At 57.1% G+C, this 25,919-nt stretch carries 20 protein-coding genes; 8 read left to right on the top strand and 12 right to left on the bottom strand.

The features are described 5' to 3' along the window. Positions 1-16: 16 nt before the first annotated feature. The 6 genes from menA to priA all read right to left on the bottom strand — a co-directional run bounded on the left by menA (position 17) and on the right by priA (position 7,398). On the bottom strand, positions 17-937 hold the full coding sequence (menA, locus tag BFV64_RS22970; protein WP_014885701.1) for a 1,4-dihydroxy-2-naphthoate polyprenyltransferase: 921 nt from the start codon (positions 935-937) through the stop codon (positions 17-19). Between the two features lie 68 nt (positions 938-1,005). Then, the gene (gene hslU / locus BFV64_RS22965) at positions 1,006-2,340 is read right to left on the bottom strand and encodes an ATP-dependent protease ATPase subunit HslU (RefSeq protein ID WP_010436948.1); all 1,335 of its coding nucleotides are present in this window, start codon (positions 2,338-2,340) and stop codon (positions 1,006-1,008) included. 9 nt (positions 2,341-2,349) lie between these two features. After that, entirely contained in the window at positions 2,350-2,880 is a 531-nt protein-coding gene (gene hslV / locus BFV64_RS22960; protein ID WP_008501802.1) for an ATP-dependent protease subunit HslV, read from the bottom strand. Positions 2,881-2,974: 94 nt separating this feature from the next. Continuing rightward, on the bottom strand, positions 2,975-3,964 hold the full coding sequence (ftsN, locus tag BFV64_RS22955; RefSeq protein ID WP_014885700.1) for a cell division protein FtsN: 990 nt from the start codon (positions 3,962-3,964) through the stop codon (positions 2,975-2,977). A 93-nt stretch (positions 3,965-4,057) separates the two neighbouring features. After that, entirely contained in the window at positions 4,058-5,119 is a 1,062-nt protein-coding gene (cytR, locus tag BFV64_RS22950) for a DNA-binding transcriptional regulator CytR (RefSeq protein WP_392389257.1), read from the bottom strand. A gap of 83 nt (positions 5,120-5,202) precedes the next feature. Beyond that, on the bottom strand, positions 5,203-7,398 hold the full coding sequence (priA, locus tag BFV64_RS22945; RefSeq protein WP_045134874.1) for a primosomal protein N': 2,196 nt from the start codon (positions 7,396-7,398) through the stop codon (positions 5,203-5,205). 200 nt (positions 7,399-7,598) lie between these two features. On the opposite strand from priA, the gene rpmE reads away from it, so the two are divergent. Continuing rightward, positions 7,599-7,811 carry a 50S ribosomal protein L31 gene (rpmE, locus tag BFV64_RS22940; protein ID WP_003862040.1) on the top strand — a complete coding sequence of 71 codons (213 nt, stop codon included), beginning with the start codon at positions 7,599-7,601 and terminating at the stop codon, positions 7,809-7,811. Positions 7,812-7,859: 48 nt separating this feature from the next. On the opposite strand, the gene metJ is transcribed toward rpmE, so the two are convergent. After that, positions 7,860-8,177 carry a met regulon transcriptional regulator MetJ gene (metJ, locus tag BFV64_RS22935; RefSeq protein WP_006179183.1) on the bottom strand — a complete coding sequence of 106 codons (318 nt, stop codon included), beginning with the start codon at positions 8,175-8,177 and terminating at the stop codon, positions 7,860-7,862. A gap of 275 nt (positions 8,178-8,452) precedes the next feature. Here metJ and metB point away from each other — a divergent pair, with 275 nt between their 5' ends. The 4 genes from metB to katG all read left to right on the top strand — a co-directional run bounded on the left by metB (position 8,453) and on the right by katG (position 15,490). Next, positions 8,453-9,613 carry a cystathionine gamma-synthase gene (gene metB, locus BFV64_RS22930; RefSeq protein ID WP_069602449.1) on the top strand — a complete coding sequence of 387 codons (1,161 nt, stop codon included), beginning with the start codon at positions 8,453-8,455 and terminating at the stop codon, positions 9,611-9,613. A 2-nt stretch (positions 9,614-9,615) separates the two neighbouring features. Further along, positions 9,616-12,048 (top strand): bifunctional aspartate kinase/homoserine dehydrogenase II, encoded by a 2,433-nt coding sequence (locus BFV64_RS22925; RefSeq protein WP_023338878.1) that lies wholly within the window; start codon positions 9,616-9,618, stop codon positions 12,046-12,048. Between the two features lie 225 nt (positions 12,049-12,273). Further along, a complete protein-coding gene (gene metF / locus BFV64_RS22920; protein ID WP_023331596.1) occupies positions 12,274-13,161 on the top strand; it encodes a methylenetetrahydrofolate reductase in 888 nt (295 codons plus the stop codon). A 148-nt stretch (positions 13,162-13,309) separates the two neighbouring features. Beyond that, the gene (katG, locus tag BFV64_RS22915) at positions 13,310-15,490 is read left to right on the top strand and encodes a catalase/peroxidase HPI (RefSeq protein WP_023331595.1); all 2,181 of its coding nucleotides are present in this window, start codon (positions 13,310-13,312) and stop codon (positions 15,488-15,490) included. 92 nt (positions 15,491-15,582) lie between these two features. Here the strand turns inward: katG and gldA are convergent, their stop codons facing one another. The 5 genes from gldA to argE all read right to left on the bottom strand — a co-directional run bounded on the left by gldA (position 15,583) and on the right by argE (position 22,381). Further along, positions 15,583-16,686: a bifunctional L-1,2-propanediol dehydrogenase/glycerol dehydrogenase gene (gldA, locus tag BFV64_RS22910; RefSeq protein ID WP_032635168.1), complete on the bottom strand. Its 1,104-nt coding sequence runs from the start codon at positions 16,684-16,686 to the stop codon at positions 15,583-15,585. Positions 16,687-16,698: 12 nt separating this feature from the next. Beyond that, positions 16,699-17,361, bottom strand: a complete 663-nt coding sequence (gene fsa, locus BFV64_RS22905; RefSeq protein ID WP_032635167.1) for a fructose-6-phosphate aldolase — start codon at positions 17,359-17,361, stop codon at positions 16,699-16,701. 128 nt (positions 17,362-17,489) lie between these two features. Further along, a complete protein-coding gene (locus tag BFV64_RS22900) occupies positions 17,490-18,251 on the bottom strand; it encodes an AraC family transcriptional regulator (protein WP_045134877.1) in 762 nt (253 codons plus the stop codon). Between the two features lie 55 nt (positions 18,252-18,306). Further along, positions 18,307-20,958: a phosphoenolpyruvate carboxylase gene (ppc, locus tag BFV64_RS22895; protein ID WP_014885691.1), complete on the bottom strand. Its 2,652-nt coding sequence runs from the start codon at positions 20,956-20,958 to the stop codon at positions 18,307-18,309. Between the two features lie 271 nt (positions 20,959-21,229). Beyond that, entirely contained in the window at positions 21,230-22,381 is a 1,152-nt protein-coding gene (gene argE, locus BFV64_RS22890) for an acetylornithine deacetylase (protein WP_014885690.1), read from the bottom strand. An 88-nt stretch (positions 22,382-22,469) separates the two neighbouring features. Here argE and argC point away from each other — a divergent pair, with 88 nt between their 5' ends. From argC to argH, 3 genes are all read left to right on the top strand, one after another. Further along, positions 22,470-23,474 carry an N-acetyl-gamma-glutamyl-phosphate reductase gene (gene argC, locus BFV64_RS22885; protein WP_023331592.1) on the top strand — a complete coding sequence of 335 codons (1,005 nt, stop codon included), beginning with the start codon at positions 22,470-22,472 and terminating at the stop codon, positions 23,472-23,474. 6 nt (positions 23,475-23,480) lie between these two features. Then, positions 23,481-24,257 (top strand): acetylglutamate kinase, encoded by a 777-nt coding sequence (gene argB / locus BFV64_RS22880; protein ID WP_086527814.1) that lies wholly within the window; start codon positions 23,481-23,483, stop codon positions 24,255-24,257. Between the two features lie 77 nt (positions 24,258-24,334). Continuing rightward, the gene (argH, locus tag BFV64_RS22875; protein WP_032635165.1) at positions 24,335-25,708 is read left to right on the top strand and encodes an argininosuccinate lyase; all 1,374 of its coding nucleotides are present in this window, start codon (positions 24,335-24,337) and stop codon (positions 25,706-25,708) included. The last annotated feature ends 211 nt before the right edge of the window (positions 25,709-25,919 follow it).

The raw sequence follows: 25,919 nt of genomic DNA, 5'->3' as shown, positions 1-25,919 counted from the left end.
AATTGATATTTGTCAGCTAACTGAGCGTCTGGCTTAAGACAATCCCAATGACGAACAACAGGTTAGTCAGCAGGGCGCCTTTTACCGTTCGTTCCAGCATCGGCGGCATCGCGGCCGGGCTAAGTTCACGCATGACGAAGCGGGCCTGCTTAATCAGCAGCGGCGCGGCGAGTATAAACAGCCAGCCCCATACGCTGTGCAGCGAGATCAGATTAAACAGTGCCAGACAAACCAGGGCACCAATCAGCAGGCAGGCATGATAGCGGCGCGCATTGACCGGCCCCAGACGTACCGCGAGCGTGTTTTTACCGTTCTCACGGTCACTGTCGATATCGCGCAGGTTATTGATGTTGAGTACCGCCGTCGCCAGCAGACCGCAGGCGGTTGCGGGCAGGAAAAGGGCAGGGATAACGGTATGCACCTGCAGGTACCAACTCCCCATCACGCTCAGCCAGCCGAAGAACACCAGCACGGAGATATCCCCGAGGCCAATATACCCGTAAGGACGCGTACCGACGGTGTAGGTAATGGCCGCGATAATTGCGAGCAAGCCCAGCACCAGGAAGCCGATGAAGTCGCTGGTGGTTTTCGAGGCGACCGTCACCAGTGCCAGACCCGATAAACAAATCAGTACCACGGTGATAATCAGCGCGCGCTTCATCTGTGCCTGGGTAATCACCCCTTTCTGCATCCCGCGCAGCGGTCCGATACGGTCAGGTTTGTCACTGCCTTTCACCGCATCACCGTAGTCGTTAGCGAGATTGGAGAGAATTTGCAGCAGCCCTGCGGTAATCAATGCCAGCGCAGCGACCAGAGGATCAAAATAACCTTGCCACCAGGCAAGTGCCGTGCCGACGATAATGGCGGCAAAGGCCAGAGGAAGCGTTTTAGGGCGTAGACTTTCGAGCCACGCCTGAGTACGGCTGATATCAGTCATAAGTATTTAGCCAATAAAAATGGGGGCATTAGCCCCCATTAACGGTGATGAGAATGCAATAACCGCGATTATAGGATAAAACGGCTAAGATCTTCATCTGCCACTAACGCATCAAGATGTTTGCTCACATATTCAGCGTCAATGGTAATGGTTTGACCGTTAAGGTCGCTCGCATCATAAGAGATATCCTCCACCAGGCGTTCCAGCACGGTATGCAGACGACGCGCACCGATGTTTTCGGTGGTTTCGTTAACCTGCCACGCGGCCTGGGCGATACGTTTGATACCGTCTTCGGTGAACTCCAGGTTCACGCCTTCGGTCGCCATCAGCGCTTTGTACTGTACGGTCGCAGAGGCGTTTGGCTCGGTCAGGATGCGTTCGAAATCTTCGGTGGTCAGCGCCTGCAGTTCAACGCGGATCGGCAGACGACCCTGCAGTTCCGGGATCAGGTCAGACGGGCTGGCAACCTGGAACGCGCCGGAAGCGATAAACAGGATGTGGTCCGTTTTCACCATACCGTGCTTGGTGGAGACGGTGCAGCCTTCAACCAGCGGCAGCAGGTCGCGCTGAACGCCTTCACGGGACACGTCCGGGCCGGAGCTGTTGCCGCCGCGCTTACAAATTTTGTCGATTTCGTCGATGAACACGATGCCGTGCTGCTCAACCGCGTCGATAGCATCCTGCTTCAGCTCTTCCGGGTTCACCAGCTTCGCCGCTTCTTCTTCAATCAGCAGCTTCATCGCGTCTTTGATTTTCAGCTTACGTGCTTTCTGCTTCTGGCCGCCCAGGTTCTGGAACATGGACTGCAGCTGGCTGGTCATCTCTTCCATGCCAGGAGGTGCCATGATTTCTACACCCATTGGCGCGGCAGCAAGATCGATCTCAATCTCTTTATCATCCAGCTGGCCTTCACGCAGTTTTTTGCGGAATGCCTGACGCGCGGCAGACGGTTCAGCCTGCTGCTCAGCCTGGCCCCAGTTGTTTTTCGCCGGTGGGATCAGCACGTCGAGAATGCGCTCTTCGGCCATCTCTTCCGCGCGATAGCGGTTTTTCTCAATCGCCTGGACGCGCACCATTTTGATTGCCGAGTCGGTCAGATCGCGGATGATGGAGTCCACTTCTTTACCCACATAGCCCACTTCGGTGAACTTGGTAGCTTCGACTTTGATGAAAGGCGCGTTCGCCAGCTTCGCCAGACGACGGGCAATTTCGGTTTTACCGACACCGGTTGGGCCGATCATCAGAATGTTTTTCGGCGTCACTTCATGGCGCAGCTCTTCGTCAAGCTGCATACGACGCCAGCGGTTACGCAGAGCGATAGCCACGGAGCGCTTGGCGTTATCCTGGCCGATAATGTGTTTGTTCAGTTCGCTGACAATTTCGCGTGGGGTCATTTCAGACATGGGAGATCCTTACGCTTTGGAGGTCAATTCTTCGATGGTGTGGTTATGGTTGGTATAGATGCAGATATCACCTGCAATATCCAACGCCTTCACCGCGATATCACGTGCGTTCATGTCGGTATTTTCCAACAGCGCGCGGGCTGCAGCCTGGGCATAAGGGCCGCCAGAGCCGATGGCAATCAGGTCATTCTCCGGCTGAATAACGTCACCGTTACCGGTGATGATCAGCGAAGCGGTTTCATCGGCTACCGCCAGCAGCGCTTCGAGCTTGCGCAGCATACGGTCGGTACGCCAGTCTTTTGCCAGCTCAACGGCCGCTTTCACCAGATGACCCTGGTGCATTTCAAGCTTGCGTTCAAACAGTTCAAACAGCGTGAAGGCATCAGCTGTACCGCCTGCAAAACCGGCGATCACTTTGTCGTTATAGAGACGACGGACTTTCTTCACGTTGCCTTTCATGACGGTATTACCCAGCGTGGCCTGGCCATCACCGGCGATTACCACATGGCCGTTACGGCGTACACTTACTATTGTTGTCACGAGCAGACCCCCTGGTTACAAATTCGGGAAACAGAAGCCCTGAGCCTGTGCTCAGGGCTGAATTAAATGATAGATGGGGGAGATTTTGGGGGTTTCAACCCCCAGAGGCGAGTCGAATGCAGTTTGTGTGGCCGGCCACTTTCAAACGAGAAAGGGTGCCATCGGCGTTTTCTTTGCCTTTGACCGGGCCAATCACCACGCGGTTCCAGCCGTTATTGGTGGTAATGCGTGAATCAAACCCTTCAAATGCCAGCTGAGCACGCACGGTTTCGGCCTGCTCCGCACCTTTAAACGAACCGCACTGTACCATCCAGCGGCGTTCGTCTTTTTTCTCAGCCGTCTGCTTCGGCGCTTCGGTCTCTTTGGTGACCGGCGCAGCCTGCTGCGTTTTCGGCTGCTGTGCAGTGGTATGCGCTGGCGTCTGGAGCAGATCCTGATACGGCTGAGCCGCCTGTTTTTGCGGCTGTGCTTTTGGCTGCTGCTGAACAGGCTGAGATTGTACCGTACGCGTCTGCTGCTGCGGTTGCTGGTAAGGCTGTGCCTTCGGCTGCTGTACCGGCTGAGTTTGCGTCCACTGCTGCTGCTGTTGCTGCTGAATTTGAGCCTGGCGCTGACGCTGCAACTGCAACGTTTGCTGACGCTGCGCTGGCGTTTGTTCATTCCATGGCACTTCGTTCAACTGCGTCGGCTGCTGGCGCATATCGGCCTGCATTTGTGCCAGCAACTGGCGCTGCTCGTCCGTCAGTTGATCGGCATTCTTCACTTCACCACCGGCAGAGGGCTCGGTAGGCGCACGCACGCCAGGCTGGCGGCTTTCCAGCTCTTTGATATAGCGCCAGCGCTCTTCAGGTTTCGGAGGAAGGCCATTACCGGCCACTTTACTGGCCTGAAGCGCCTCGGACTCTTCCTTTTTATGGTGCGTGATGAAGTACAGACCACCAATAAAGGCGACGACAACAGCCGCAGCAATAGCGACCATTGCTGGCGAGACAGCAGGCAGGCTACGTTGCTTTTTCCTTGAGCTACTCTTTTTGCGTCGCGAAGGTGCCGGCTGGCCGCGACGTACATAATCTCGTTGTGCCACTATCGTTTCGCTGTATTTATTCGTTCGTCAGCCCGCCATGTTACTTAAGCGGCGGGGCTTTGACCAGATAAGGGTGTCCTAAAGACGTTTACGTTAAGTCAATGCCTGGGTAGAGCCCCGGACTATCAGTTCGCAGTCCAGCAACCGCGAGCCGCTGCTAACTGTTTGACCGTGAAGCTGATCCAGCAGAAGCAGCATCGCTTCGCGACCGATTTGATAGCGCGGTTGCGCGACCGTTGAGAGCGGCGGATCGCAAAATTCTGAAAGCGAAATATTATCGAATCCGATGATGGATAAATCTTTCGGTATGCGCAGGCCGCGGCGTTTGGCGTACGATAACGCGCCCAGCGCCATCACGTCGCTGTGACAAAATACGGCGGTTGGCGGTTCAGGCAGGTCCAGAAGCTTCTCCAGCGCCTGGCCACCGGCTGCGAAGGTAAAATCACCGCGGGCAATGTAGTGCGGATCGACGATAACGCCAGTACGGCGCAGTGCCTGAACGTAGCCCTGCAGGCGGTAGTGGCACAGCGGCATTTCTTCTGGCCCGGCAATACAGCCAATGCGCTTATGCCCCAGCTCCTGAAGATAGTTCACCGCGTTGAATGCGGCGGTGAGGTTATCGATATGGACCGTCGGTAGCTCCAGTTCAGGGGCAAACTCATTGGCCATGACCATCGGCGGTAAATTGCGTTGTTCTTCGATGCTGGCGTCAAACGGCAGGCGCGAGCCAAGCAGCAGCATGCCGTCGATCTGCTTGGTAATAATGAGGTCGATAAAGGTTTTTTCCTGCTGGTTCTGATGGGCGCAGTCGCCAATCAGAACGAGGTAGCCTTGTTCCGCCGCCGTCACTTCGATACCGCGGATAATCTCACTGAAGAAGGGATCGCAGATGTCCGGCACAATCACAAGGATTGTGCGTGATTCATTGCGTTTGACGTTGCGCCCCATCGCCTGTGGGAAATAACCCACTTCAAGCGCAGCCTGCTCTACCCGGTTGCGGGTCGCCTGGGAGACTTTATCCGGGTTCATTAATGCGCGGGACACGGTTGCCGTTGAGACTTGTGCTTTCTCGGCAACGTCTTTCATGGTCGCCGTGGCAACCTCTTTCCTGGACTTCAACGTCTTCTCCTCGCCTGAACACCGAACTTCTGACATCACCATTTTTACAGATAGTTAATGGAATCGGTTACAGAATTTTCATAAAAAGTGTGAGGAGCGTTAAATTTTTCGATCCGTCTTCAGCCTTCGATGGGATCGACGTCCAGCACCCACTTCACTTTACGTGCTTCAGGCAGGGTGTTGATCAGCGCCAGCGTGCCGCTAACAATGTGCTGTAAACGGATCCGCGAAGGATGCTGGAGCAAAATTTGCCAGCGGAAACGTCCGCCGCGTTTCGGCGCCAGCGCCGGTACCGGACCCAGGATCCACAGCTGATTATCCACCAGGGGGCTGGCCTGCAGGAGATTTCTCAGCTGCTGCAGGAAAAGCGGTGCCTGCTGGTTGTTATGATCTTCCGCGCGGATGATGACGTGGCTGGTCCACGGCGGCAGCTGCATGGTCTGTCGTTCGGCCAGCGCCTGCTCGGCAAAGGCGTCATAGCCTTTGTGCAGCAGGGTTTGCAGCAGCGGGTGCTCAGGGTGGTGCGTCTGCAGAACCACTTCGCCCTGTTTGCCTGCGCGCCCTGCCCGTCCGGCCACCTGGGTATAGAGCTGGGCAAAACGCTCGGCCGCGCGGAAATCCGCAGAGAACAGCGCGCCGTCCACGTCCAGCAGGGCGACCAGCGTGACGTCCGGGAAGTGGTGTCCTTTTGCCAGCATTTGGGTACCAATCAGAATGCGCGCCCCGCCGCGATGTACTTCCGCGAGCTGCTGTTCCAGCGCGCCCTTGCGGCTGGTGGTGTCTCTGTCGATACGAGAGATTGGAACGTCAGGGAAGAAGGGCGCCAGCGCCTGCTCAAGCTGTTCCGTTCCTAGTCCGACCGGCACGATATGCGTTGACCCGCACGATGGACACTGGCGCGGCACCGGACGCTGGCTGTCGCAGTGGTGACAACGCAGGTGGCGCTGTGCCTGATGGAAGGTGTAGTAGTGGTCACAGCGTGGGCATTCCGCAATCCAGCCGCAGTCGTGGCACAGTAGGGCGGGTGCAAATCCGCGGCGGTTGAGGAACAGAATCACCTGGTTGCCCGCCTGCAAATGCTGACGCATGCGGGTAATCAATGCGGGTGCTAGCCCGGCCTGAACCTGCTGACCTTTTAGATCGAGCACGTGCTGAATGGCCGGACGGGCATTCCCGGCACGACGCGTCAGACGCAGCATATGATATTTGCGCTGGCGCACGTTGTGCAGGGTTTCGAGCGCAGGGGTGGCGGAGCCAAGAATAATCGGAATTTGCTCGCTGTGGGCGCGATAAACTGCCAGATCGCGGGCATGGTAGCGCCAGCCTTCCTGTTGCTTATAGGAGCTGTCGTGCTCTTCGTCGATCACGATCACGCCAAGATTTTTAAACGGCGTAAACAGCGACGAGCGGGTGCCGATCACAATCGCCGCTTCGCCATTTTTCGCTTTCAGCCAGGCGCTGAGGCGTTCGCTGTCGTTCAGACCGGAGTGCAGGACCTCAACCGGCGCGTTAAAGCGCTCGCGGAATCGAGCGATGGTTTGAGGGGTTAAGCCAATTTCCGGCACCATGACCAGCGCCTGTTTGCCCTGCGCGAGCACGTTTTCCAGCACGCTCAGATACACTTCGGTCTTACCGGAACCGGTGACGCCCGCCAGCAGCCAGGCAGAAAAATGGTCCGAGGCGCTGTGAATGGCGCCGACCGCGGTGGCCTGCTCGGTATTCAGGCGCAGACGATCCCCTGAAACGGAGAAGCCGTCGCGCCAGTCGTGAAGGGCTGGGGCCTGGCTTGCCAGCTCGCTCAGACCTTTCTTTCTCAGGGCCTGTAAAGCGGCTTCGCTCACCTCAAGTTCGTCGACCTGATGCCGCCAGATGTTACCCTGGCGCAGAGCGGCCAGCGCCTGCTGCTGTTTCTGCGATCGTTTGAGGCTATTAATGTCTACGGCCTGCCCTTGCTCGGTGGCAAACCAGTACCACATCGGCGCATGGCTGGCGCTCTTACCCTGGCGCAGCAGGATAGGCAGGGCGTGGAACAGGACATCCCCAATCGGATGATGGTAGTAATCAGCCGCCCACAGTAGCAGTCGCCAGGTGTTGGTGGAGTAAACCGGTTCGCTGTCCAGTACCTCAATGACCGATTTCAGCTCATTAAGGGGGAGTTCGCTTTTATCGCTGACGGAAACAACGATCCCCACACGCTGTTGTTTGCCAAACGGCACGGTCACGCGACAGCCCGCTTTGGCGCTCATGCTGTCGGGCAGCAGGTAGTCAAAGGTGCGGGGAAGCGGAACGGGCAGGGCAACGTGAGCGACGGGCATCGAATCTTCCTGACTTGAAAAGTGGCGCGTTAGTATACACATTAGTGAAAGCGGCGTGCGGATCAGTTTGCATACGTTGGTCAAATTCTGTATGATTCGCCGCCTTTGGTGTACTTTACGCCAAAGAACTTACATTCAACATCGCGTGGTGTCTGGCGTTAGGGCTGGAAGAGCGACGCGGCCTTAACTGAGGTTCTCCCATGAAAAAAGATATTCACCCGAAATACGAAATGATTACTGCAAACTGTTCTTGCGGTAACTCTATCCAGATCCGCTCCACCGTGGGTCACGATCTGAACCTGGACGTGTGCGGCAAATGCCACCCGTTCTACACTGGTAAGCAGCGTGATGTTGCAACCGGTGGCCGTGTTGACCGCTTCAACAAGCGTTTCAGCATCCCGGGCGCTAAATAAGTTTCCCGAAAAAAAGGCACCGCAAGGTGCCTTTTTTGTATCCGCTTCTCAGTATTCCCACGTATCCGGGTCAATACCCAGTTCACGCATGATCACCTTCGCCTCTTCCGGGATTTCGTCGCTACGCTCTTTGCGCAGATCGTCATCGTTCGGCAACGGTTGACCGGTAAACGCATGCAGGAACGCTTCGCACAGCAGTTCGCTATTGGTCGCGTGACGCAGGTTGTTCACCTGACGACGCGTACGTTCATCGGTGAGGATCTTTAACACCTTCAGAGGAATGGAAACCGTAATTTTCTTTACTTGCTCACTCTTCTTACCGTGCTCAGCGTATGGGCTGATATATTCGCCGCTCCATTCAGCCATGAGATACCTTTAATCCTCTCAGTCATTAATCTAAAGGTGCAAACCGGTCACTGCCCGTTTTGAACCGTAATCTTGCGTAGTTTACCGTAGAGACGATACCGTGGCACGGATATTGCCGCTGCAGCGTGCACTAAAGCATATAATTTTAACGGCTATTTGCGCATTGCTCAATCTATACGCAAAGAAGTTTAGATGTCCAGATGTATTGACGTCCATAATTTGAATGTTTACTCTGGTGCCTGACTTTTCACCTCATTCGCCAGGAAGCCCTCACCATGACGCGTAAACAGGCCACTATTGCAGTGCGTAGCGGATTAAATGATGACGAGCAGTACGGCTGCGTTGTCCCGCCGATTCATCTTTCCAGTACCTACAATTTCACCGGATTTAATGAACCCCGCGCGCACGACTACTCGCGTCGTGGCAACCCTACGCGTGATGTGACCCAGCGTGCGCTGGCCGAGCTGGAAGGGGGCGCAGGGGCCGTATTGACCAACACCGGGATGTCTGCGATTCACCTGGTGACGACCGTGTTCCTGAAGCCGGGAGACCTGCTGGTCGCCCCGCACGACTGCTATGGCGGCAGCTATCGCCTGTTTGACAGCCTCGCAAAACGCGGCTGCTATCGCGTGCTGTTTGTCGATCAAAACGACGAACAGGCGCTGAAACAGGCGCTGACAGAGAAACCAAAGCTCGTTCTGGTGGAAAGTCCAAGCAACCCATTGTTGCGCGTTGTCGATATTGCGAAAATTTGTCAGCTCGCAAGGGATGCGGGAGCGATAAGTGTAGTGGATAATACGTTCCTCAGTCCGGCCCTTCAGAACCCACTCGCACTGGGTGCTGATCTGGTATTGCATTCATGCACTAAATATCTGAACGGCCACTCTGACGTGGTAGCGGGCGTGGTGATTGCAAAAGATCCCGACGTTGTCACGGAACTGGCATGGTGGGCCAATAACATTGGCGTCACCGCCGGGGCGTTCGACAGCTACCTGCTGTTGCGCGGCATCCGTACGCTTTCTCCGCGTATGGAAGTGGCGCAGCGCAATGCCCAGGCCATTGTCGATTTCCTGAAAACCCAGCCGCTGGTGAAGAAGCTTTATCACCCGTCGCTGCCGAAAAACCAGGGGCACGAGATTGCCGCGCGCCAGCAGAAAGGGTTTGGCGCGATGTTAAGTTTTGAACTGGACGGCGACGAGCAAACGCTGCGTCGCTTCCTGAGCGGGCTGTCATTGTTTACGCTGGCGGAATCATTAGGTGGGGTTGAAAGCTTGATCTCCCACGCCGCAACCATGACGCACGCCGGTATGGCACCGGAAGCACGTGCCGCCGCCGGGATTTCCGAGACGCTGCTGCGTATCTCGACCGGTATTGAAGATTCTGAAGATTTAATTGCCGATCTGGAAAATGGCTTCCGGGTCGCAGCCAAGGGGTAATCATGAGTGTGATAGCGCAGGCAGGGGCGAAGGGTCGTCAGCTGCACAAGTTTGGTGGTAGTAGTCTTGCTGATGTGAAATGTTATCTGCGCGTTGCAGGGATCATGACGGAGTATTCACAGCCGGGTGACATGATGGTTGTCTCCGCGGCGGGCAGCACCACCAACCAGTTGATTAGCTGGCTGAAACTGAGCCAGACCGATCGCCTTTCTGCGCATCAGGTGCAACAGTCCTTACGCCGCTATCAGAGCGAACTGATTGCTGGCCTGCTGCCAGCGGACGTTGCCGACGGGCTGATCAGCGCTTTTACGCACGATCTTGAACGTCTGGCGGCCCTGCTGGACAGCGGGATCACCGACGCGGTGTATGCCGAAGTGGTGGGCCACGGTGAAGTGTGGTCTGCACGTCTGATGGCTGCCGTGCTGCAACATCTGGGTGTGGATGCCGCCTGGCTCGACGCCCGTGATTTCCTCCGCGCCGAACGCGCCGCACAGCCGCAGGTGGATGAAGGGTTATCCTATCCGCTGCTGCAACAGCTCCTGGTGCAGCATCCCGGCAAACGTATTGTTGTCACCGGCTTTATCAGCCGCAGCAACGCGGGCGAAACCGTGCTGCTGGGCCGTAACGGTTCTGACTATTCAGCAACGCAAATCGGTGCGCTGGCGGGCGTATCCCGCGTGACCATCTGGAGCGACGTGGCCGGCGTTTACAGCGCGGACCCGCGTAAAGTGAAAGATGCCTGTTTGCTGCCGCTGCTGCGTCTCGACGAAGCCAGCGAGCTGGCGCGTCTGGCCGCGCCGGTACTGCACGCGCGCACGCTGCAGCCGGTGTCCGGCAGCGATATAGACCTCCAGCTGCGTTGCAGCTATACCCCGGATCAAGGCTCTACGCGTATCGAGCGCGTGCTGGCGTCCGGTACCGGGGCGCGTATTGTCACCAGCCACGACGACATCTGTCTGATTGAGTTCCAGGTGCCCGCGGGCCAGGATTTCAAGCTGGCGCATAAAGATATCGACCTGGTGTTAAAGCGTGCCCAGGTGCGTCCGCTGGCCGTTGGCGTGCATAACGACCGCCAGCTGCTGCAGTTCTGCTATACCGCTGAAGTGGCGGACAGCGCCCTGAAGATTCTGGATGAAGCGGGCCTGCCGGGCGAGCTTCGCCTGCGTCAGGGGCTGGCGCTGGTGGCGATGGTGGGGGCGGGCGTCACCCGTAACCCGCTGCATTGCCACCGCTTCTGGCAGCAGCTGAAAGGCCAGCCGGTTGAATTTACCTGGCAGTCAGAAGAGGGCATCAGCCTGGTCGCCGTGCTGCGTAAAGGGCCAACCGAAAGCCTGATTCAGGGTCTGCACACCTCCCTGTTCCGCGCGGAAAAACGCATCGGCCTGGTGCTGTTTGGTAAAGGCAACATCGGTTCCCGCTGGCTGGAGCTGTTCGCCCGTGAGCAGGTGACGCTTTCGGCACGTACCGGGTTTGAATTCATTCTCGCAGGCGTGGTGGACAGCCGCCGCAGCCTGCTGAATTACGAAGGGCTGGACGCCAGCCGGGCGCTGGCCTTCTTTAACGATGAGGCCGTCGAGCAGGATGAAGAGTCGCTGTTCCTGTGGATGCGCGCGCACCCGTATGACGATCTGGTGGTGCTGGACGTCACCGCCAGCGAACAGCTTGCCGATCAGTATCTGGATTTCGCCAGCCACGGTTTCCACGTTATCAGTGCCAACAAGCTGGCGGGGGCGAGCAGCACGGATAAATACCGTCAGATCCACGACGCGTTTGAAAAAACAGGCCGCCACTGGCTGTATAACGCCACCGTTGGGGCGGGCCTGCCGGTTAACCACACCGTGCGTGACCTGATTGAAAGCGGCGACAGCATTCTGGCGCTGAGCGGGATCTTCTCCGGCACGCTCTCCTGGCTGTTCCTGCAGTTTGACGGCACCGTACCGTTTACCGACCTGGTGGATCAGGCGTGGCAGCAGGGCTTAACCGAGCCTGACCCGCGTGTTGACCTCTCCGGTAAAGACGTGATGCGTAAGCTGGTGATTCTGGCGCGCGAAGCGGGTTACGACATCGAACCGGATGCCGTCCGCGTCGAGTCCCTGGTGCCTGCTGGCTGTGAAGAAGGGTCTGTGGACCATTTCTTTGAAAATGGTGAAGAGCTTAACGAGCAGATGGTGCAGCGTCTGGAAGCGGCGAACGAGATGGGACTGGTGCTGCGCTATGTGGCGCGTTTTGAGGCCAACGGTAAAGCCCGTGTCGGCGTCGAGGCGGTGCGACCTGACCATCCGCTGGCGGCGCTGCTGCCGTGCGATAATGTCTTCGCGATCGAAAGCCGCTGGTACCGCGATAACCCGCTGGTGATCCGTGGCCCGGGCGCGGGGCGCGATGTCACCGCCGGAGCGATCCAGTCCGACATCAACCGTCTGGCTAAGCTGCTGTAACGTCTACATTTCCCTCTCCCTGTGGGAGAGGGCCGGGGTGAGGGCATCGGACCGCGCTCACCCCATCATGAATTTCCTTCATCTTCCCTGAGCAAACCTCACCGTTATTGTTGATTATTTATGTTGACGTCCCTCCGCTTTTCCGTCATTTTTACATCTGGACGTCTAAACGTATAGAAGTTCACAATACAACAAACAATGACACGCGACAGATAGAGGTAAGGTATGAGCTTTTTTCACGCCAACCAGCGGGAAGCACTGAATCAGAGCCTGGCCGAAGTAAACGGCCAGATTAACGTCTCTTTTGAATTTTTCCCGCCGCGCACCAGTGAAATGGAGCAAACCCTGTGGAGCTCTATCGATCGCCTGAGCAGCCTGAAGCCAAAGTTTGTCTCCGTGACCTACGGTGCGAACTCCGGCGAGCGCGACCGCACGCACAGCATCATCAAAGGCATTAAAGACCGTACCGGTCTGGAAGCTGCGCCGCACCTCACCTGTATCGACGCCACCCGTGACGAGTTACGTGCCATTGCCCAGGACTACTGGAACAACGGTATCCGTCATATTGTCGCCCTGCGCGGCGATCTGCCGCCGGGAAGCGGTAAGCCGGAAATGTATGCCGCCGACCTGGTCGCGTTGCTGAAAGACGTGGCCGACTTTGATATCTCCGTCGCCGCGTATCCTGAAGTTCATCCGGAAGCGAAAAGCGCCCAGGCGGACCTGCTCAACCTGAAGCGTAAAGTGGATGCGGGTGCCAATCGCGCGATTACCCAGTTCTTCTTTGATGTGGAGAGCTACCTGCGTTTCCGTGACCGCTGCGTTTCCGCGGGCATCGACGTCGAAATTATCCCGGGAATTTTGCCGGTCTCTAACTTCAAACAGGCGAAGAAATTTGCTGATATGACCAACGTGCGCATTCCGCTGTGGATGTCCAAAATGTATGAAGGGCTGGACGATGACCCGGAGACCCGCAAGCTGGTGGGCGCTAACATCGCGATGGACATGGTGAAGATCTTAAGCCGCGAAGGGGTGAAGGATTTCCACTTCTACACGCTCAACCGCGCGGAAATGAGCTATGCCATCTGTCACACCCTGGGCGTTCGTCCGGCATAAAAAAATAGAAAGCCCTTATAAAATGAGGGCTTTTTAATCAAACAGATAGTTAAAAGGTATTAACTATCGAATCTGTGGATTATTTCAACTATATCTTATTGCTAGTGGTGTATATCGTAACGGTAACACTGTACAAGGGAGCATAGCGATGAGCACGTCAGACGAGACCAATAACGCAGCATCAGCCGGCAAATGCCCGTTCCATCACGGCGGCGCCGATCACAGCGCGGGAGCAGGTACAAGCAGCCGTGACTGGTGGCCAAAGCAACTCCGCATTGACCTTCTTAACCAACATTCCAACCGTTCTAACCCGCTGGGTGAAGACTTCGACTACCGCAAAGAATTTAGCAAACTCGACTACTCTGCCCTCAAAGGCGATCTCAAAGCGCTTTTAACCGACTCTCAGCCGTGGTGGCCTGCTGACTGGGGCAGCTATGCTGGCCTGTTTATTCGCATGGCGTGGCACGGCGCGGGTACTTATCGCTCCGTTGATGGACGCGGCGGGGCAGGACGCGGTCAACAGCGTTTTGCACCGCTGAACTCCTGGCCCGATAACGTCAGTCTGGATAAAGCGCGTCGTCTGCTGTGGCCCATCAAGCAAAAATATGGGCAAAAAATTTCCTGGGCTGACCTGTTCATCCTGGCGGGGAACGTGGCGCTGGAAAACTCCGGTTTCCGCACCTTTGGTTTCGGTGCCGGTCGTGAAGACGTCTGGGAACCGGATCTGGACGTGAACTGGGGCGATGAAAAAGCCTGGCTGACCCACCGTGACCCGGAAGCGCTGGCGAAGCGTCCTCTGGCCGCAACCGAAATGGGCCTGATCTACGTTAACCCGGAAGGGCCAAACGCCAGCGGTGAACCACTGTCCGCGGCGGCAGCCATCCGCGCGACCTTTGGCAATATGGGCATGAACGACGAAGAGACCGTGGCGCTGATCGCCGGTGGTCATACGCTCGGTAAAACCCATGGCGCAGGTGAAGCCACACATGTGGGCACCGACCCTGAAGCCTCACCGATTGAAGCGCAGGGCCTGGGCTGGGCGAGTACGCACGGTACAGGCGTTGGTGCAGATGCCATTACGTCCGGTCTGGAAGTTATCTGGTCACAAACTCCGACCCAGTGGAGCAACTACTTCTTCGAGAACCTGTTCAAATATGAGTGGGTCCAGACCCGCAGCCCGGCAGGTGCCATTCAGTTTGAAGCCGTGGATGCGCCAGAAATTATGCCGGACCCGTTCGACCCGTCGAAAAAACGCAAACCAACGATGCTGGTCACCGACCTGACGCTGCGTTTTGATCCGGAATTCGAGAAAATTTCTCGCCGCTTCCTGAACGATCCGCAGGCTTTCAACGAAGCCTTTGCGCGCGCGTGGTTCAAACTGACTCACCGCGATATGGGCCCAAAAGCGCGGTACATTGGTCCGGAAGTGCCGAAAGAAGATCTGATCTGGCAGGATCCGCTGCCTCAGCCGGTGTTCAATCCTTCGAAAGAAGACATTGAAAGCCTGAAAGCGGAAATCATTGCCTCGGGTCTCTCCGTGAGTGAGCTGGTTTCCGTTGCCTGGGCGTCTGCGTCGACCTTCCGCGGTGGCGACAAGCGTGGCGGCGCCAACGGTGCGCGTCTGGCGCTGGCGCCTCAGCGCGACTGGGATGTGAACGCCGCTGCCGTACGTGCATTACCGGCTCTGGAAGCCATCCAGCGCACCACCAATAAAGCTTCCCTGGCCGATATCATCGTGCTGGCGGGCGTGGTAGGCGTTGAGCAGGCGGCAAAAGCGGCGGGCGTTTACGTTACCGTACCGTTCACGCCGGGCCGCGTGGATGCGCGCCAGGACCAGACGGATATCGAGATGTTTAACCTGCTCGAGCCGATTGCCGATGGCTTCCGCAACTACCGTGCGCAGGTGGATACGTCAACCACCGAATCACTGCTGATCGACAAAGCGCAGCAGCTGACGCTGACCGCACCCGAACTGACGGTTTTGGTCGGCGGTCTGCGCGTACTCGGGGCAAACTTCGATGGCAGCAAGAATGGCGTGTTCACCGACCGTGAGGGCGTGCTGAGCAATGACTTTTTCGTGAACCTGCTGGATATGAATACCCAGTGGAAGGCGACCGACGACTCAAACGAGCTGTTTGCCGGTAGCGATCGCGCCAGTGGCGAAGTGAAATACACCGCGACCCGCGCGGACCTGGTGTTCGGTTCAAACGCCGTCCTGCGCGCGCTGGCTGAAGTCTACGCCAGCAGCGATGCACACGAGAAGTTTGTGCGTGATTTTGTTGCCGCCTGGGCGAGAGTGATGGATTTGGATCGGTTTGACGTGAAGTAACCAGTATGCCGGGTGGCGGCTACGCCTTACCCGGCTTGCAAAAGCATGTCATTCGTAGGCCGGGTAAGCGTAGCGCCACCCGGCTTTTTTTATTATTCCCACTCCTGCAGGAACCGCTGTCCATACAGGTCAGCCACCAGCAGCGCCGCATACACCTGATCTGGCGTTACTCCGCCCGGCATGTTGTGAATAGTTTCCCCTTCTGCGCAGGACGCTTCTGCGATCAGACGCATTTTGGCCGGAATAGCCTCTTTAATATTCAGCTGCGCCAGCGTGATCGGCAGTCCCACGCTGTGGCAAAGCGCCGCGACGGTCTCTATTTCTTCTACCGGCGCATTTTCGAGCACCAGCTGCGTCAGCGTACCAAACGCTACTTTTTCACCGTGATAGAAGTGATGCGCATCCGGCACCGCCGTCATACCGTTGTGAATCGCATGTGCCGCAGCCAGTCCACCGCTTTCAAAACCTACGCCGCTGAGATAGGTGTTGGCTTCAATAATGCGTTCCAGCGCAGGCGTTACGACATGCTGTTCCGCCGCCAGCATGGCTTTCTCACCCTCTTCAAGCAGCGTGTTGTAGCACAGCTCCGCCAGCGCGAGTGCCGCCTGCGTGCATTTACCGCCCGCCATCGTCGTGGCACCGCTACGCGAGCAGGCGCGCGCTTCAAACCAGGTCGCCAGCGCATCGCCAATACCCGCGGCAAGCAGACGAGCCGGCGCACCCGCGACGACTTTGGTATCCACAATCACCATGTTCGGGTTGTGTGGCAGCATCAGGTAGCGATCGAACTCGCCGCTGTCGGTATAGATTACGGAAAGTGCGCTGCACGGTGCATCGGTGGAGGCAATGGTCGGGGCAATCGCAACCGGCACGTCCATAAAGTGTGCCAGCGCTTTGGCGGTGTCCAGCGTCTTCCCGCCGCCGATACCCAGCACGGCCAGACAGTCGGCGCTATCGGCCAGTTTTTTCAGACGATCGATTTCATTTTGTGAACATTCGCCACCAAACGGTGCGATTTCTGCATGCAGCTCTGCGTTTTTAAAGCTCTGGCGCAAGGTTTCTTCAGCAAAACCCAGCACAAATTTATCGCCGACAACCAGCCAACGCGTTGCCAGCGGTTTCAGGTAGTCGCCGAGACGGGTAAGCACATCAGCGCCCTGGATATATTTTCCGGGCGATTGAATGATACGGTCCATAACATTTCTCCCTTAGAGGTTGAGGTTACCAAACGCGTTTTTCCAGTCCTGCTCGAACTTCTCTATGGCTGACTCTACCGCCGGCGTGCCGAGCATTTGTTGCGCTACATCTAAAGGAAGCGTGATTGCGTCGCATCCGGCCAGCAGGCAGTCCAGCGCCTGACGTGGCGTTTTGAAGCTGGCGGCCAGCACCTTGCTCTCAGGGGCATGCATTTCCAGAAGAGACTGCAGCTCCTGGACCATGCGGATACCATCACCGCCCTGGGCATCGACGCGGTTCACATACGGTGCGACATACGACGCGCCCGCCAGCGCAGCCAGCAGACCCTGTGCGGCGCTGTATACGGCCGTCCCGAGTGTAGTGATCCCCTCGTTTTTCAATGCCTTAATCGCTACAAGTCCTTCTGCCGTTACCGGAATTTTCACCACGATATCCGGCAGGGCATTACTGAGACGTTTGGCTTCTGCCACCATTCCCCCGGCGTCACGGCTCATGGTCTGGGCAAACAGAGTGCCCCGGGGAGCGATGGCTTTTTGCAGGCGCGGCAGCACGCTCCAGATGGACTCTCGGCTGGCGGCAATAATGCTCGGGTTAGTGGTCACACCCGCGATCGGGAATACCCGCGCCAGACGCTCAACTTCCGCCACGTTGGCGGTGTCCAGGTACAGTTCCATTATTTTTCCTTAAGTCAGAAAGGTTGAATAAAGGATAAGGCGCGGCAGAGTACGGCGGATACAGGTCAATTTTGCCAAATACTGGACAAATGTAATGTCCTTAGTGAAGTGAGAGAACGATCACAATGCTATTTTTTGGCGATCAGCTGGCTGTGATACTGACGACGATATTCGGAAGGGGAGCGCTCGGTGTGCTTACGAAAGAGACGGCAAAAGTAGTTGCTGTCGGTAAATCCGCAGCGTGCGGCGATATCTTTAATTTTGAGGTCATAGCCTTTCAGCAGCTGGCGGGCGTGTTCCAGACGGGTCTGCGTCAGGTATTCATTGAACCCGACGTTCCCGGTCTTCTGAAAAAGGTGAGAGAGATAGTTAGGGGAAATATAAAATGCCCCGGCAACGGAATCCCGGGTCAGCGCCGAGGCATGGTTTTCATCAATAAAGCGACGAACGGCTTCGAATAATGCGCGGCTGCGGCTATCAGTGTGGATATCACTGCCAAGCAGATCGCGGCAGTGGCTGAGCAGACTTAATATCACCAGCCTGGCCGTGTCCTGCTCAGTTGGCTGCATCTGCAGCTCATTGAGCGTTTGCAGGAGAAACGCGCCCGTCCGGGGCCCTCTTCTGGCAATCTGCTGCTGTTGTATAAGAGCGTTGCCCCGGTAGAGCTGAAGCGTCAGCTGCTGTTTGCCGAAGCTTATTCTGAGCGAGTTTGAAGAATACTGCGGGACGTTCCCGGTTGCGGAAAAGAATGCTTCGCAGCGGGTTTCCAGGATAACTGAGAGACAAGGTGATGTGCGGTTATTCTCGGCAGGCGTGACAAAATGCACTTGATCCAGGGGGAATGCGCCTTTAATCAGAGCCGTGAGGATGTGCGTAATATCGTGGAACATGTTATGGATACCGGGGTATTGCCGGGTGGGCGCAAGCCCACCCCGGCATAGCCGATTAGCCCGTGTTACGCATACCCGCCGCAACGCCCGCAATCGTCACCATCAGCGCCTGCTCAACGCGAGGATCCGGCTCTTTGCCTTCTTCTTCCGCCAGACGAGAACGGTGCAGCAGCTCTGCCTGCAGGACGTTCAGCGGGTCGGTGTAGATGTTACGCAGCTGGATAGACTCGGCGATCCACGGCAGGTCCGCCATCAGGTGTGAGTCGTTGGCGATATCCAGCACCACTTTGATGTCGCCTTCCAGCAGTTCGCGCAGCTCTTTACCCAGCGCCCACAGCTCAGGCTTAACCAGACGCTGATCGTAGTATTCCGCCAGCCACAGGTCAGCTTTCGAGAAGACCATCTCCAGCATACCCAGACGGGTAGAGAAGAATGGCCAGTCGCGGCACATGGTTTCCAGTTCGTTCTGTTTACCGTCTTCCACCACTTTCTGCAGCGCGGCACCGGCACCCAGCCAGGCAGGCAGCATCAAACGGTTCTGCGTCCAGGCGAAAATCCATGGAATCGCGCGCAGTGACTCTACGCCGCCGGTCGGGCGACGCTTCGCCGGACGCGAGCCCAGCGGCAGTTTACCCAGTTCCTGCTCAGGTGTTGCCGAGCGGAAGTAAGGCACAAAATCTTTGTTTTCACGCACGTAGCCACGGTACAGATCGCAGGAGATCGCCGACAGTTCGTCCATGATATGGCACCAGGACGCTTTCGGCTCCGGCGGTGGCAGCAGGTTTGCTTCCAGAATGGCGCTGGTATAAAGCGACAGACTGCTGATGGTCACTTCCGGCAGGCCGTATTTGAAGCGGATCATCTCACCTTGCTCGGTCACGCGCAGGCCGCCTTTCAGGCTGCCTGGCGGCTGCGACAGCAGTGCCGCGTGTGCAGGCGCGCCGCCGCGGCCGATTGAGCCACCGCGTCCGTGGAACAGCGTCAGCTCAATACCGGCTTTCTCGCAAGTTTTGATCAGTGCATCCTGCGCCTGATACTGCGCCCAGGATGCCGCCATCACGCCCGCATCTTTGGCGGAGTCGGAATAACCAATCATCACCATCTGCTTGCCCTGAATAAAGCCGCGATACCAGTCGATGTTCAGCAACTGGGTCATCACGTCGTTGGCGTTGTTCAGGTCATCGAGGGTTTCAAACAGCGGCGCCACCGGCAGGGCATAGTCGATGCCCGCTTCTTTCAGAAGCAGATGAACGGCCAGCACGTCGGACGGGGTCTTCGCCATGGAGATCACATAGGCGGCCACCGATCCTTTCGGTGCGTCCACGATCGCTTTACAGGTGTTGAGCACCTCGCGGGTTTCGTTGCTTGGCTCCCAGTTGCGCGGCAACAGAGGGCGCTTGGAGTTCAGTTCGCGGATCAGGAATGCCTGTTTGTCGGCTTCGGACCAGCTTTCATAGTCGCCGATGCCGAGATAGCGGGTCAGTTCACCCAGCGCTTCGGTATGGCGGGTACTTTCCTGACGAACGTCGATACGCACCAGCGGCACGCCGAAACATTTCACGCGGCGCAGAGTGTCGAGCAGTTCGCCGTTAGCGATGATGCCCATCCCGCAGGCCTGGAGTGATTTATAACAGGCGTAGAGCGGTTCCCAGAGCTGTTCGTTCTGGCTGAGCAGGCCTTCCGGCTTCGGCAGACGCTGGCCTTTCAGGCGCGCTTCCAGCCAGGCCTGAGTCGCCATCAGCTGACCGCGCAGTTTTTTCATCAGGAAACGGTACGGCTCGCTGGCGCCTTCTTCACCGGCCAGCGCGCGCAGTTCCGGCGTCGCTTCGACCATCGACAGTTCGGAAATCAGCACCTGAATATCTTTCAGGAACAAATCGGTCGCTTTCCAGCGGCTCAGCAACAGAACGTGACGGGTGATTTCCGCAGTGACGTTCGGGTTGCCGTCGCGGTCGCCGCCCATCCAGGAGGTGAAGCGTACCGGCACAAAGTCGACCGGCAGGCGGTAGCCGAGGTTCTCTTCCAGCTGTTCGTTCAGCTCGCGCAGGTAGTTCGGCACCCCTTCCCACAGGCTGTTTTCCACCACCGCAAAGCCCCATTTGGCTTCGTCGACCGGGCTGGGGCGTTGCTTACGAATTTCGTCGGTATGCCAGGACTGAGCAATCAGCTGGCGCAGACGGCGCATCAGCTGGTTGCGTTCATAGTCGGCGATGTCTTTGTTATCCAGCTGCTTGAGGCAGTTGTTCACTTCCACCATTTTGTGGATCAGGGTACGACGGGTGATCTCGGTTGGGTGAGCGGTCAGAACCAGCTCCAGCGAGAGAGACTCCACCGCCTTTTTGATGGTGGCTTCGGTGAGATCGGGCTGGTCTTTCAGTTTACGCAGCGTACGGGCAATCACTTCCGGGTTGCTGGCAGCTTCGCCATTAGGCGAAATGCTGTGGTATTGCTCAGCGGTGTTGGCCAGGTTCAGGAACTGGCTGAAGGCACGGGCAACGGGCAGCAGCTCATCGTTGGAGAGGTTCTGCAAGGTGGTGAGCAGTTCCTGACGGCTGGCCTCGTTACCGGCACGGGAAGATTTAGACAGCTTGCGGATGGTTTCAACGCGTTCGAGGATGTTTTCCCCCAACGCATCTTTGATGGTATCTCCAAGCACTTTGCCGAGCATACTGACATTACTACGCAACGCGGAATATTGTTCGTTCATAAAAACCCAGTCACCCCATCATTTTTGTTTATGCCCATGCGAAAATCTGCTGGACAATATTTTGTCATCTCCCTTTATAAAGCCACGTAAAACCCCCGTCGTCAATTGCTGCGAAAACGGTTCAGCAAACGAATAAATGCGGGCAATTTACGAAATTTAATTCGCATTGCGTCAGATAAGAGATGCTTATGGGAATGTGACGGAGATCATGCGATTTGTTGCCCTCACTCTAACCCTCTCCCACCGGGAGAGGGTTAGAGTCGGTGCGGTTTTAATGCCAGCAGAAGTGGTGCACAACCTGGGTAATCAACTCGCGAGTGGGCTTGATGAAGCGGGTTTCCAGATACTCATCCGGCTGGTGCGCCTGGTTAATGGAGCCAGGGCCAAGGACCAGCGTCGGACACAGCGTCTGAATGAACGGCGCTTCGGTGCAGTAGTTCACCACGTCGGTTTTTTCACCAAGCAGTTTTTCCACCACTTCAACCAGTTGGTGATCCGGAGGGCACTCATAACCCGGGATCGGCGGATGCAGTTCGGAGACCGTCAGGCGGCCCGGCCAGCGCTCGCTCACCGGGGCCAGCGCTTCATTCAGCAAGCCGTCGAGATCGCTCAGCGTCATACCCGGCAGCGGGCGGATATCCATATGCAGTTCGCAGCAGGCGCAGATACGGTTGGAGGCATCGCCGCCGTGCAGGCTGCCGAGGTTTAGGGTCGGATACGGCACGGTGAACGCGTCATAGTGATAACGTTCTTTCAGCGAGTCGCGCAGGGTCATGATGCGGCCGATGGCGTCATGCATCAGCTCAATCGCATTTACGCCGCGCGCCGGATCGCTGGAGTGGCCGGACTGGCCCAGCACGCGCACGGCCGTCGAGATATGGCCTTTATGCGCGCGAATCGGTTGCAGTGAAGTCGGTTCGCCGATAATGGCGCAATCCGGGCGAATCGACGTGTTTTCAGAGAAGTAGCGCGCGCCCGCCATGCTGGTCTCTTCGTCGGCGGTCGCCAGAATGTAGAGCGGCTTTTTCAGTTTTGTCACGTCCACGTCACGCAGCGCGTCGAGGATAAAGGCGAAGAAGCCTTTCATGTCGGCGGTGCCGAGACCATAGAGTTTGTTGTCGTGCTCGGTCAGGGTGAACGGATCGCGGGTCCAGCGGCCATCGTCAAACGGCACGGTGTCGGTATGACCGGCAAGCAGCAGGCCGCCCGCACCGGTTCCGGTGCTGGCCAGCAGGTTAAATTTATGACGGGTTCCGGGGACGGGCTGTACCTCAACGTTAAACCCAAGATCGCTAAACCAACCCGCCAGCAGATTGATTAAAGACTCATTGCTTTGATCCAGCGCTTCTTCCGTTGCACTGATGGACGGTGTGGCAATCAGGGCGCGGTAGATCTCGATAAATGGCGGTAAGTTCATTTTCATTGTTGACACACCTTAGGTCGTGATAGTATCAATATTCATGCAATAAATGTGAATAAAAATACATTAACGTTGAGCATAAAGGAACCCGATGTTGAATACGCTGATTGTAGGCGCTAGCGGTTATGCGGGCGCAGAGCTTGTAAGCTACGTGAATCGCCATCCACATATGACCATAACCGCTTTGACCGTGTCAGCGCAAAGCAATGATGCAGGAAAGTTAATTTCCGATTTGCATCCGTGGCTTTTGGGCATTGTCGATCTGCCGCTGCAGCCGATGTCTGACATCAGTGAGTTCACCGACGGCGTTGACGTGGTGTTTTTAGCCACTGCGCACGAAGTCAGTCATGACCTGGCACCGCAGTTCCTGGCAGCCGGCTGCGTGGTGTTCGATCTCTCCGGCGCGTTCCGCGTTAACGACGGCGCGTTCTACGAAAAATATTACGGTTTCACCCATCAGCACCCCGATCTGCTTGAAAAAGCGGTTTACGGCCTGGCGGAGTGGAGCACAGACAAACTCAAAGAAGCGGATCTGATTGCCGTGCCGGGCTGCTACCCGACGGCGGCGCAACTTTCCCTGAAACCGCTGATCGACGCAGGTCTGCTGGATCTGAATCAGTGGCCGGTGATCAACGCCACCAGCGGCGTGAGCGGAGCAGGGCGCAAAGCGGCGATCTCTAATAGCTTCTGCGAAGTGAGCCTTCAGCCGTATGGCGTGTTTAATCACCGCCATCACCCTGAAATCACGACGCATCTGGGTACGGACGTCATTTTCACGCCGCATCTGGGCAGCTTCCCGCGCGGGATCCTTGAAACCATCACCTGCCGCCTGAAACCGGGCGTGACCAAAGAGCAGGTGAGCGAGGTCTTCACGCAGGCGTATGCGGATAAACCGCTGGTGCGTCTGTATGACAAAGGCGTGCCGGCGCTGAAAAATGTGGTCGGGCTGCCATTCTGCGACATCGGCTTTGCCGTACAGGGCGAGCACCTGATTGTGGTCGCTGCAGAAGATAACTTACTCAAAGGCGCTGCCGCACAGGCAATGCAGTGTGCAAATATTCGTTTCGGCTTCCCTGAAACGCAGGCTCTTATTTAAGGTGTGATGATGAACCCATTAATTATCAAACTCGGTGGTGTACTGCTGGACAGCGAAGAAGCGCTGGAGCGTCTGTTTACCGCGCTGGTGAACTATCGTGAATCACACCAACGTCCGCTGGTGATTGTGCACGGCGGCGGCTGCGTGGTAGATGAGCTGATGAAAGGGCTCAACCTGCCGGTGAAAAAGAAAAACGGCCTGCGCGTCACGCCCGCTGACCAGATTGACATCATTACCGGCGCGCTGGCGGGAACGGCGAACAAAACGCTACTGGCATGGGCGAAGAAACATCATATCGCCTCCGTTGGCCTCTGTCTGGGGGATGGCGACAGCGTAAAAGTGACCCAGCTCGATGAAGAACTGGGCCACGTTGGACTGGCGCAGCCGGGTTCGCCTAAGCTGATTAACACGCTGCTGGAAGGTGGTTTCCTGCCAGTGGTGAGCTCTATCGGCGTGACCGAAGAGGGCGAGCTGATGAACGTTAACGCGGATCAGGCGGCAACGGCTCTGGCGGCTACGCTGGGCGCAGACCTGATCCTGCTTTCCGACGTGAGCGGCATTCTGGACGGCAAAGGCCAGCGCATCGCGGAAATGACCGCGGCCAAAGCCGAACAGCTGATCGCGCAGGGCATCATTACTGACGGCATGATCGTCAAAGTGAACGCCGCGCTGGATGCCGCTCGCACGCTGGGTCGCCCGGTGGATATCGCCTCCTGGCGTCACGCGGAACAACTGCCGGCGCTGTTTAACGGCACGCCGATTGGCACGCGTATTTTAGCGTAATCGATTTAATGTTTTGTAGGCCCGGTAAGCGCAGCGTCACCGGGCAGTGAAATTCAAAGATATTAAGGAAGCATGTTATGGCACTTTGGGGTGGGCGTTTTACACAGGCAGCGGATCAGCGGTTCAAACAGTTCAATGACTCTTTGCGCTTCGACTACCGCCTGGCCGAACAGGATATTGTCGGCTCTGTGGCCTGGTCCAAAGCGCTAGTAACCGTTGGCGTGCTGACCGCAGAGGAGCAGCTGCAACTGGAAGAGGCGCTGAATAACCTTCTGGAAGAGGTGCGTCTGGATCCGCAGCAAATCCTGCAGAGCGATGCCGAAGATATTCACAGCTGGGTGGAAGGCAAACTTATCGACAAAGTCGGTCAGTTGGGTAAAAAGCTACACACCGGCCGTAGCCGTAACGACCAGGTTGCTACCGACCTGAAGCTGTGGTGTAAAGAGACCGTTGGCGAGCTGCTGGCAGCTAACCGTCAGCTGCAGAGCGCGCTGGTAGAGACCGCGCAGAACAACCAGGACGCCGTGATGCCGGGCTATACCCACCTGCAGCGCGCGCAGCCGGTGACCTTTGCCCACTGGTGTCTGGCCTATGTTGAGATGCTGGCGCGTGACGAAAGCCGTCTGCAGGACACCCTGAAACGTCTGGATGTCAGCCCACTGGGCAGCGGCGCGCTGGCCGGTACCGCGTATGAAATCGACCGTGAACAGCTCGCAGGCTGGCTGGGCTTTGCGTCCGCCACCCGTAACAGCCTGGACAGCGTCTCTGACCGTGACCATGTACTGGAGCTGCTCTCCAATGCGTCTATCGGGATGGTGCATCTGTCGCGCTTTGCCGAAGACCTGATCTTCTTTAACTCCGGTGAAGCCGGTTTTGTGGAGCTGTCCGACCGCGTGACCTCAGGCTCTTCCCTGATGCCGCAGAAGAAAAACCCGGACGCGCTGGAGCTGATCCGCGGCAAATGTGGCCGCGTGCAGGGCGCGCTGACCGGCATGATGATGACCCTGAAAGGGCTGCCGCTGGCGTATAACAAAGACATGCAGGAAGACAAAGAAGGGCTGTTCGACGCGCTCGACACCTGGCTGGATTGTCTGCATATGGGTGCGCTGGTGCTGGATGGCATTCAGGTGAAACGTCCGCGCTGCCAGGAAGCGGCGCAGCAGGGGTATGCCAACTCCACCGAGCTGGCGGATTACCTGGTCGCGAAGGGTGTACCGTTCCGTGAAGCGCACCATATTGTGGGCGAAGCGGTGGTGGAGGCGATTCGTCAGGGTAAACCGCTGGAAGACCTGGCGCTTGCTGACCTGCAGAAGTTCAGTGCGGTTATCGGGGAGGATGTCTATCCGATTCTGGCGCTGCAATCCTGCCTGGATAAGCGTGCCGCGAAAGGCGGCGTGTCGCCGAAGCAGGTCGCGCAGGCGATTACGGATGCGAAAAACCGGTTGGTTTGATCGGTGCGGGTGGGTGCCCTCACCCCGGCCCTCTCCCACAGGGAGAGGGAGCAAACACTAAAAATGGCAACTTCGGTTGCCATTTTGCGTTTACCTCGGGCTTTTTTGCGCAAAAAAAAAGCGGACCACGGGGTCCGCAAAAGTTCACGTTGGCTTTAGTTGTTCGAGTTTTGAGAGAAACTCGATGACGGTGCGGGGACGTCAAGGGTCA

Origin of the sequence: Enterobacter kobei (assembly GCF_001729765.1) — a bacterium.
GTDB lineage: Bacteria > Pseudomonadota > Gammaproteobacteria > Enterobacterales > Enterobacteriaceae > Enterobacter > Enterobacter kobei.
Note: the sequence above shows the minus strand (reverse complement) of the source record. Positions and strands in the feature narration are given on the sequence as shown.

Excerpts from the sequence above, each read along its gene's own strand:
- argE (WP_014885690.1), bottom strand. The coding sequence starts at position 22,381 with ATGAAAATGAACTTACCGCCATTTATCGAGATCTACCGCGCCCTGATT.
- gldA (WP_032635168.1), bottom strand. The coding sequence starts at position 16,686 with ATGGACCGTATCATTCAATCGCCCGGAAAATATATCCAGGGCGCTGAT.
- cytR (WP_392389257.1), bottom strand. The coding sequence starts at position 5,119 with ATGTCAGAAGTTCGGTGTTCAGGCGAGGAGAAGACGTTGAAGTCCAGG.
- hslU (WP_010436948.1), bottom strand. The coding sequence starts at position 2,340 with ATGTCTGAAATGACCCCACGCGAAATTGTCAGCGAACTGAACAAACAC.
- priA (WP_045134874.1), bottom strand. The coding sequence starts at position 7,398 with ATGCCCGTCGCTCACGTTGCCCTGCCCGTTCCGCTTCCCCGCACCTTT.
- rpmE (WP_003862040.1), top strand. The coding sequence starts at position 7,599 with ATGAAAAAAGATATTCACCCGAAATACGAAATGATTACTGCAAACTGT.
- metF (WP_023331596.1), top strand. The coding sequence starts at position 12,274 with ATGAGCTTTTTTCACGCCAACCAGCGGGAAGCACTGAATCAGAGCCTG.
- BFV64_RS22925 (WP_023338878.1), top strand. The coding sequence starts at position 9,616 with ATGAGTGTGATAGCGCAGGCAGGGGCGAAGGGTCGTCAGCTGCACAAG.
- menA (WP_014885701.1), bottom strand. The coding sequence starts at position 937 with ATGACTGATATCAGCCGTACTCAGGCGTGGCTCGAAAGTCTACGCCCT.
- ppc (WP_014885691.1), bottom strand. The coding sequence starts at position 20,958 with ATGAACGAACAATATTCCGCGTTGCGTAGTAATGTCAGTATGCTCGGC.
- metJ (WP_006179183.1), bottom strand. The coding sequence starts at position 8,177 with ATGGCTGAATGGAGCGGCGAATATATCAGCCCATACGCTGAGCACGGT.
- argC (WP_023331592.1), top strand. The coding sequence starts at position 22,470 with ATGTTGAATACGCTGATTGTAGGCGCTAGCGGTTATGCGGGCGCAGAG.
- metB (WP_069602449.1), top strand. The coding sequence starts at position 8,453 with ATGACGCGTAAACAGGCCACTATTGCAGTGCGTAGCGGATTAAATGAT.
- fsa (WP_032635167.1), bottom strand. The coding sequence starts at position 17,361 with ATGGAACTGTACCTGGACACCGCCAACGTGGCGGAAGTTGAGCGTCTG.
- argB (WP_086527814.1), top strand. The coding sequence starts at position 23,481 with ATGATGAACCCATTAATTATCAAACTCGGTGGTGTACTGCTGGACAGC.
- BFV64_RS22900 (WP_045134877.1), bottom strand. The coding sequence starts at position 18,251 with ATGTTCCACGATATTACGCACATCCTCACGGCTCTGATTAAAGGCGCA.
- argH (WP_032635165.1), top strand. The coding sequence starts at position 24,335 with ATGGCACTTTGGGGTGGGCGTTTTACACAGGCAGCGGATCAGCGGTTC.
- katG (WP_023331595.1), top strand. The coding sequence starts at position 13,310 with ATGAGCACGTCAGACGAGACCAATAACGCAGCATCAGCCGGCAAATGC.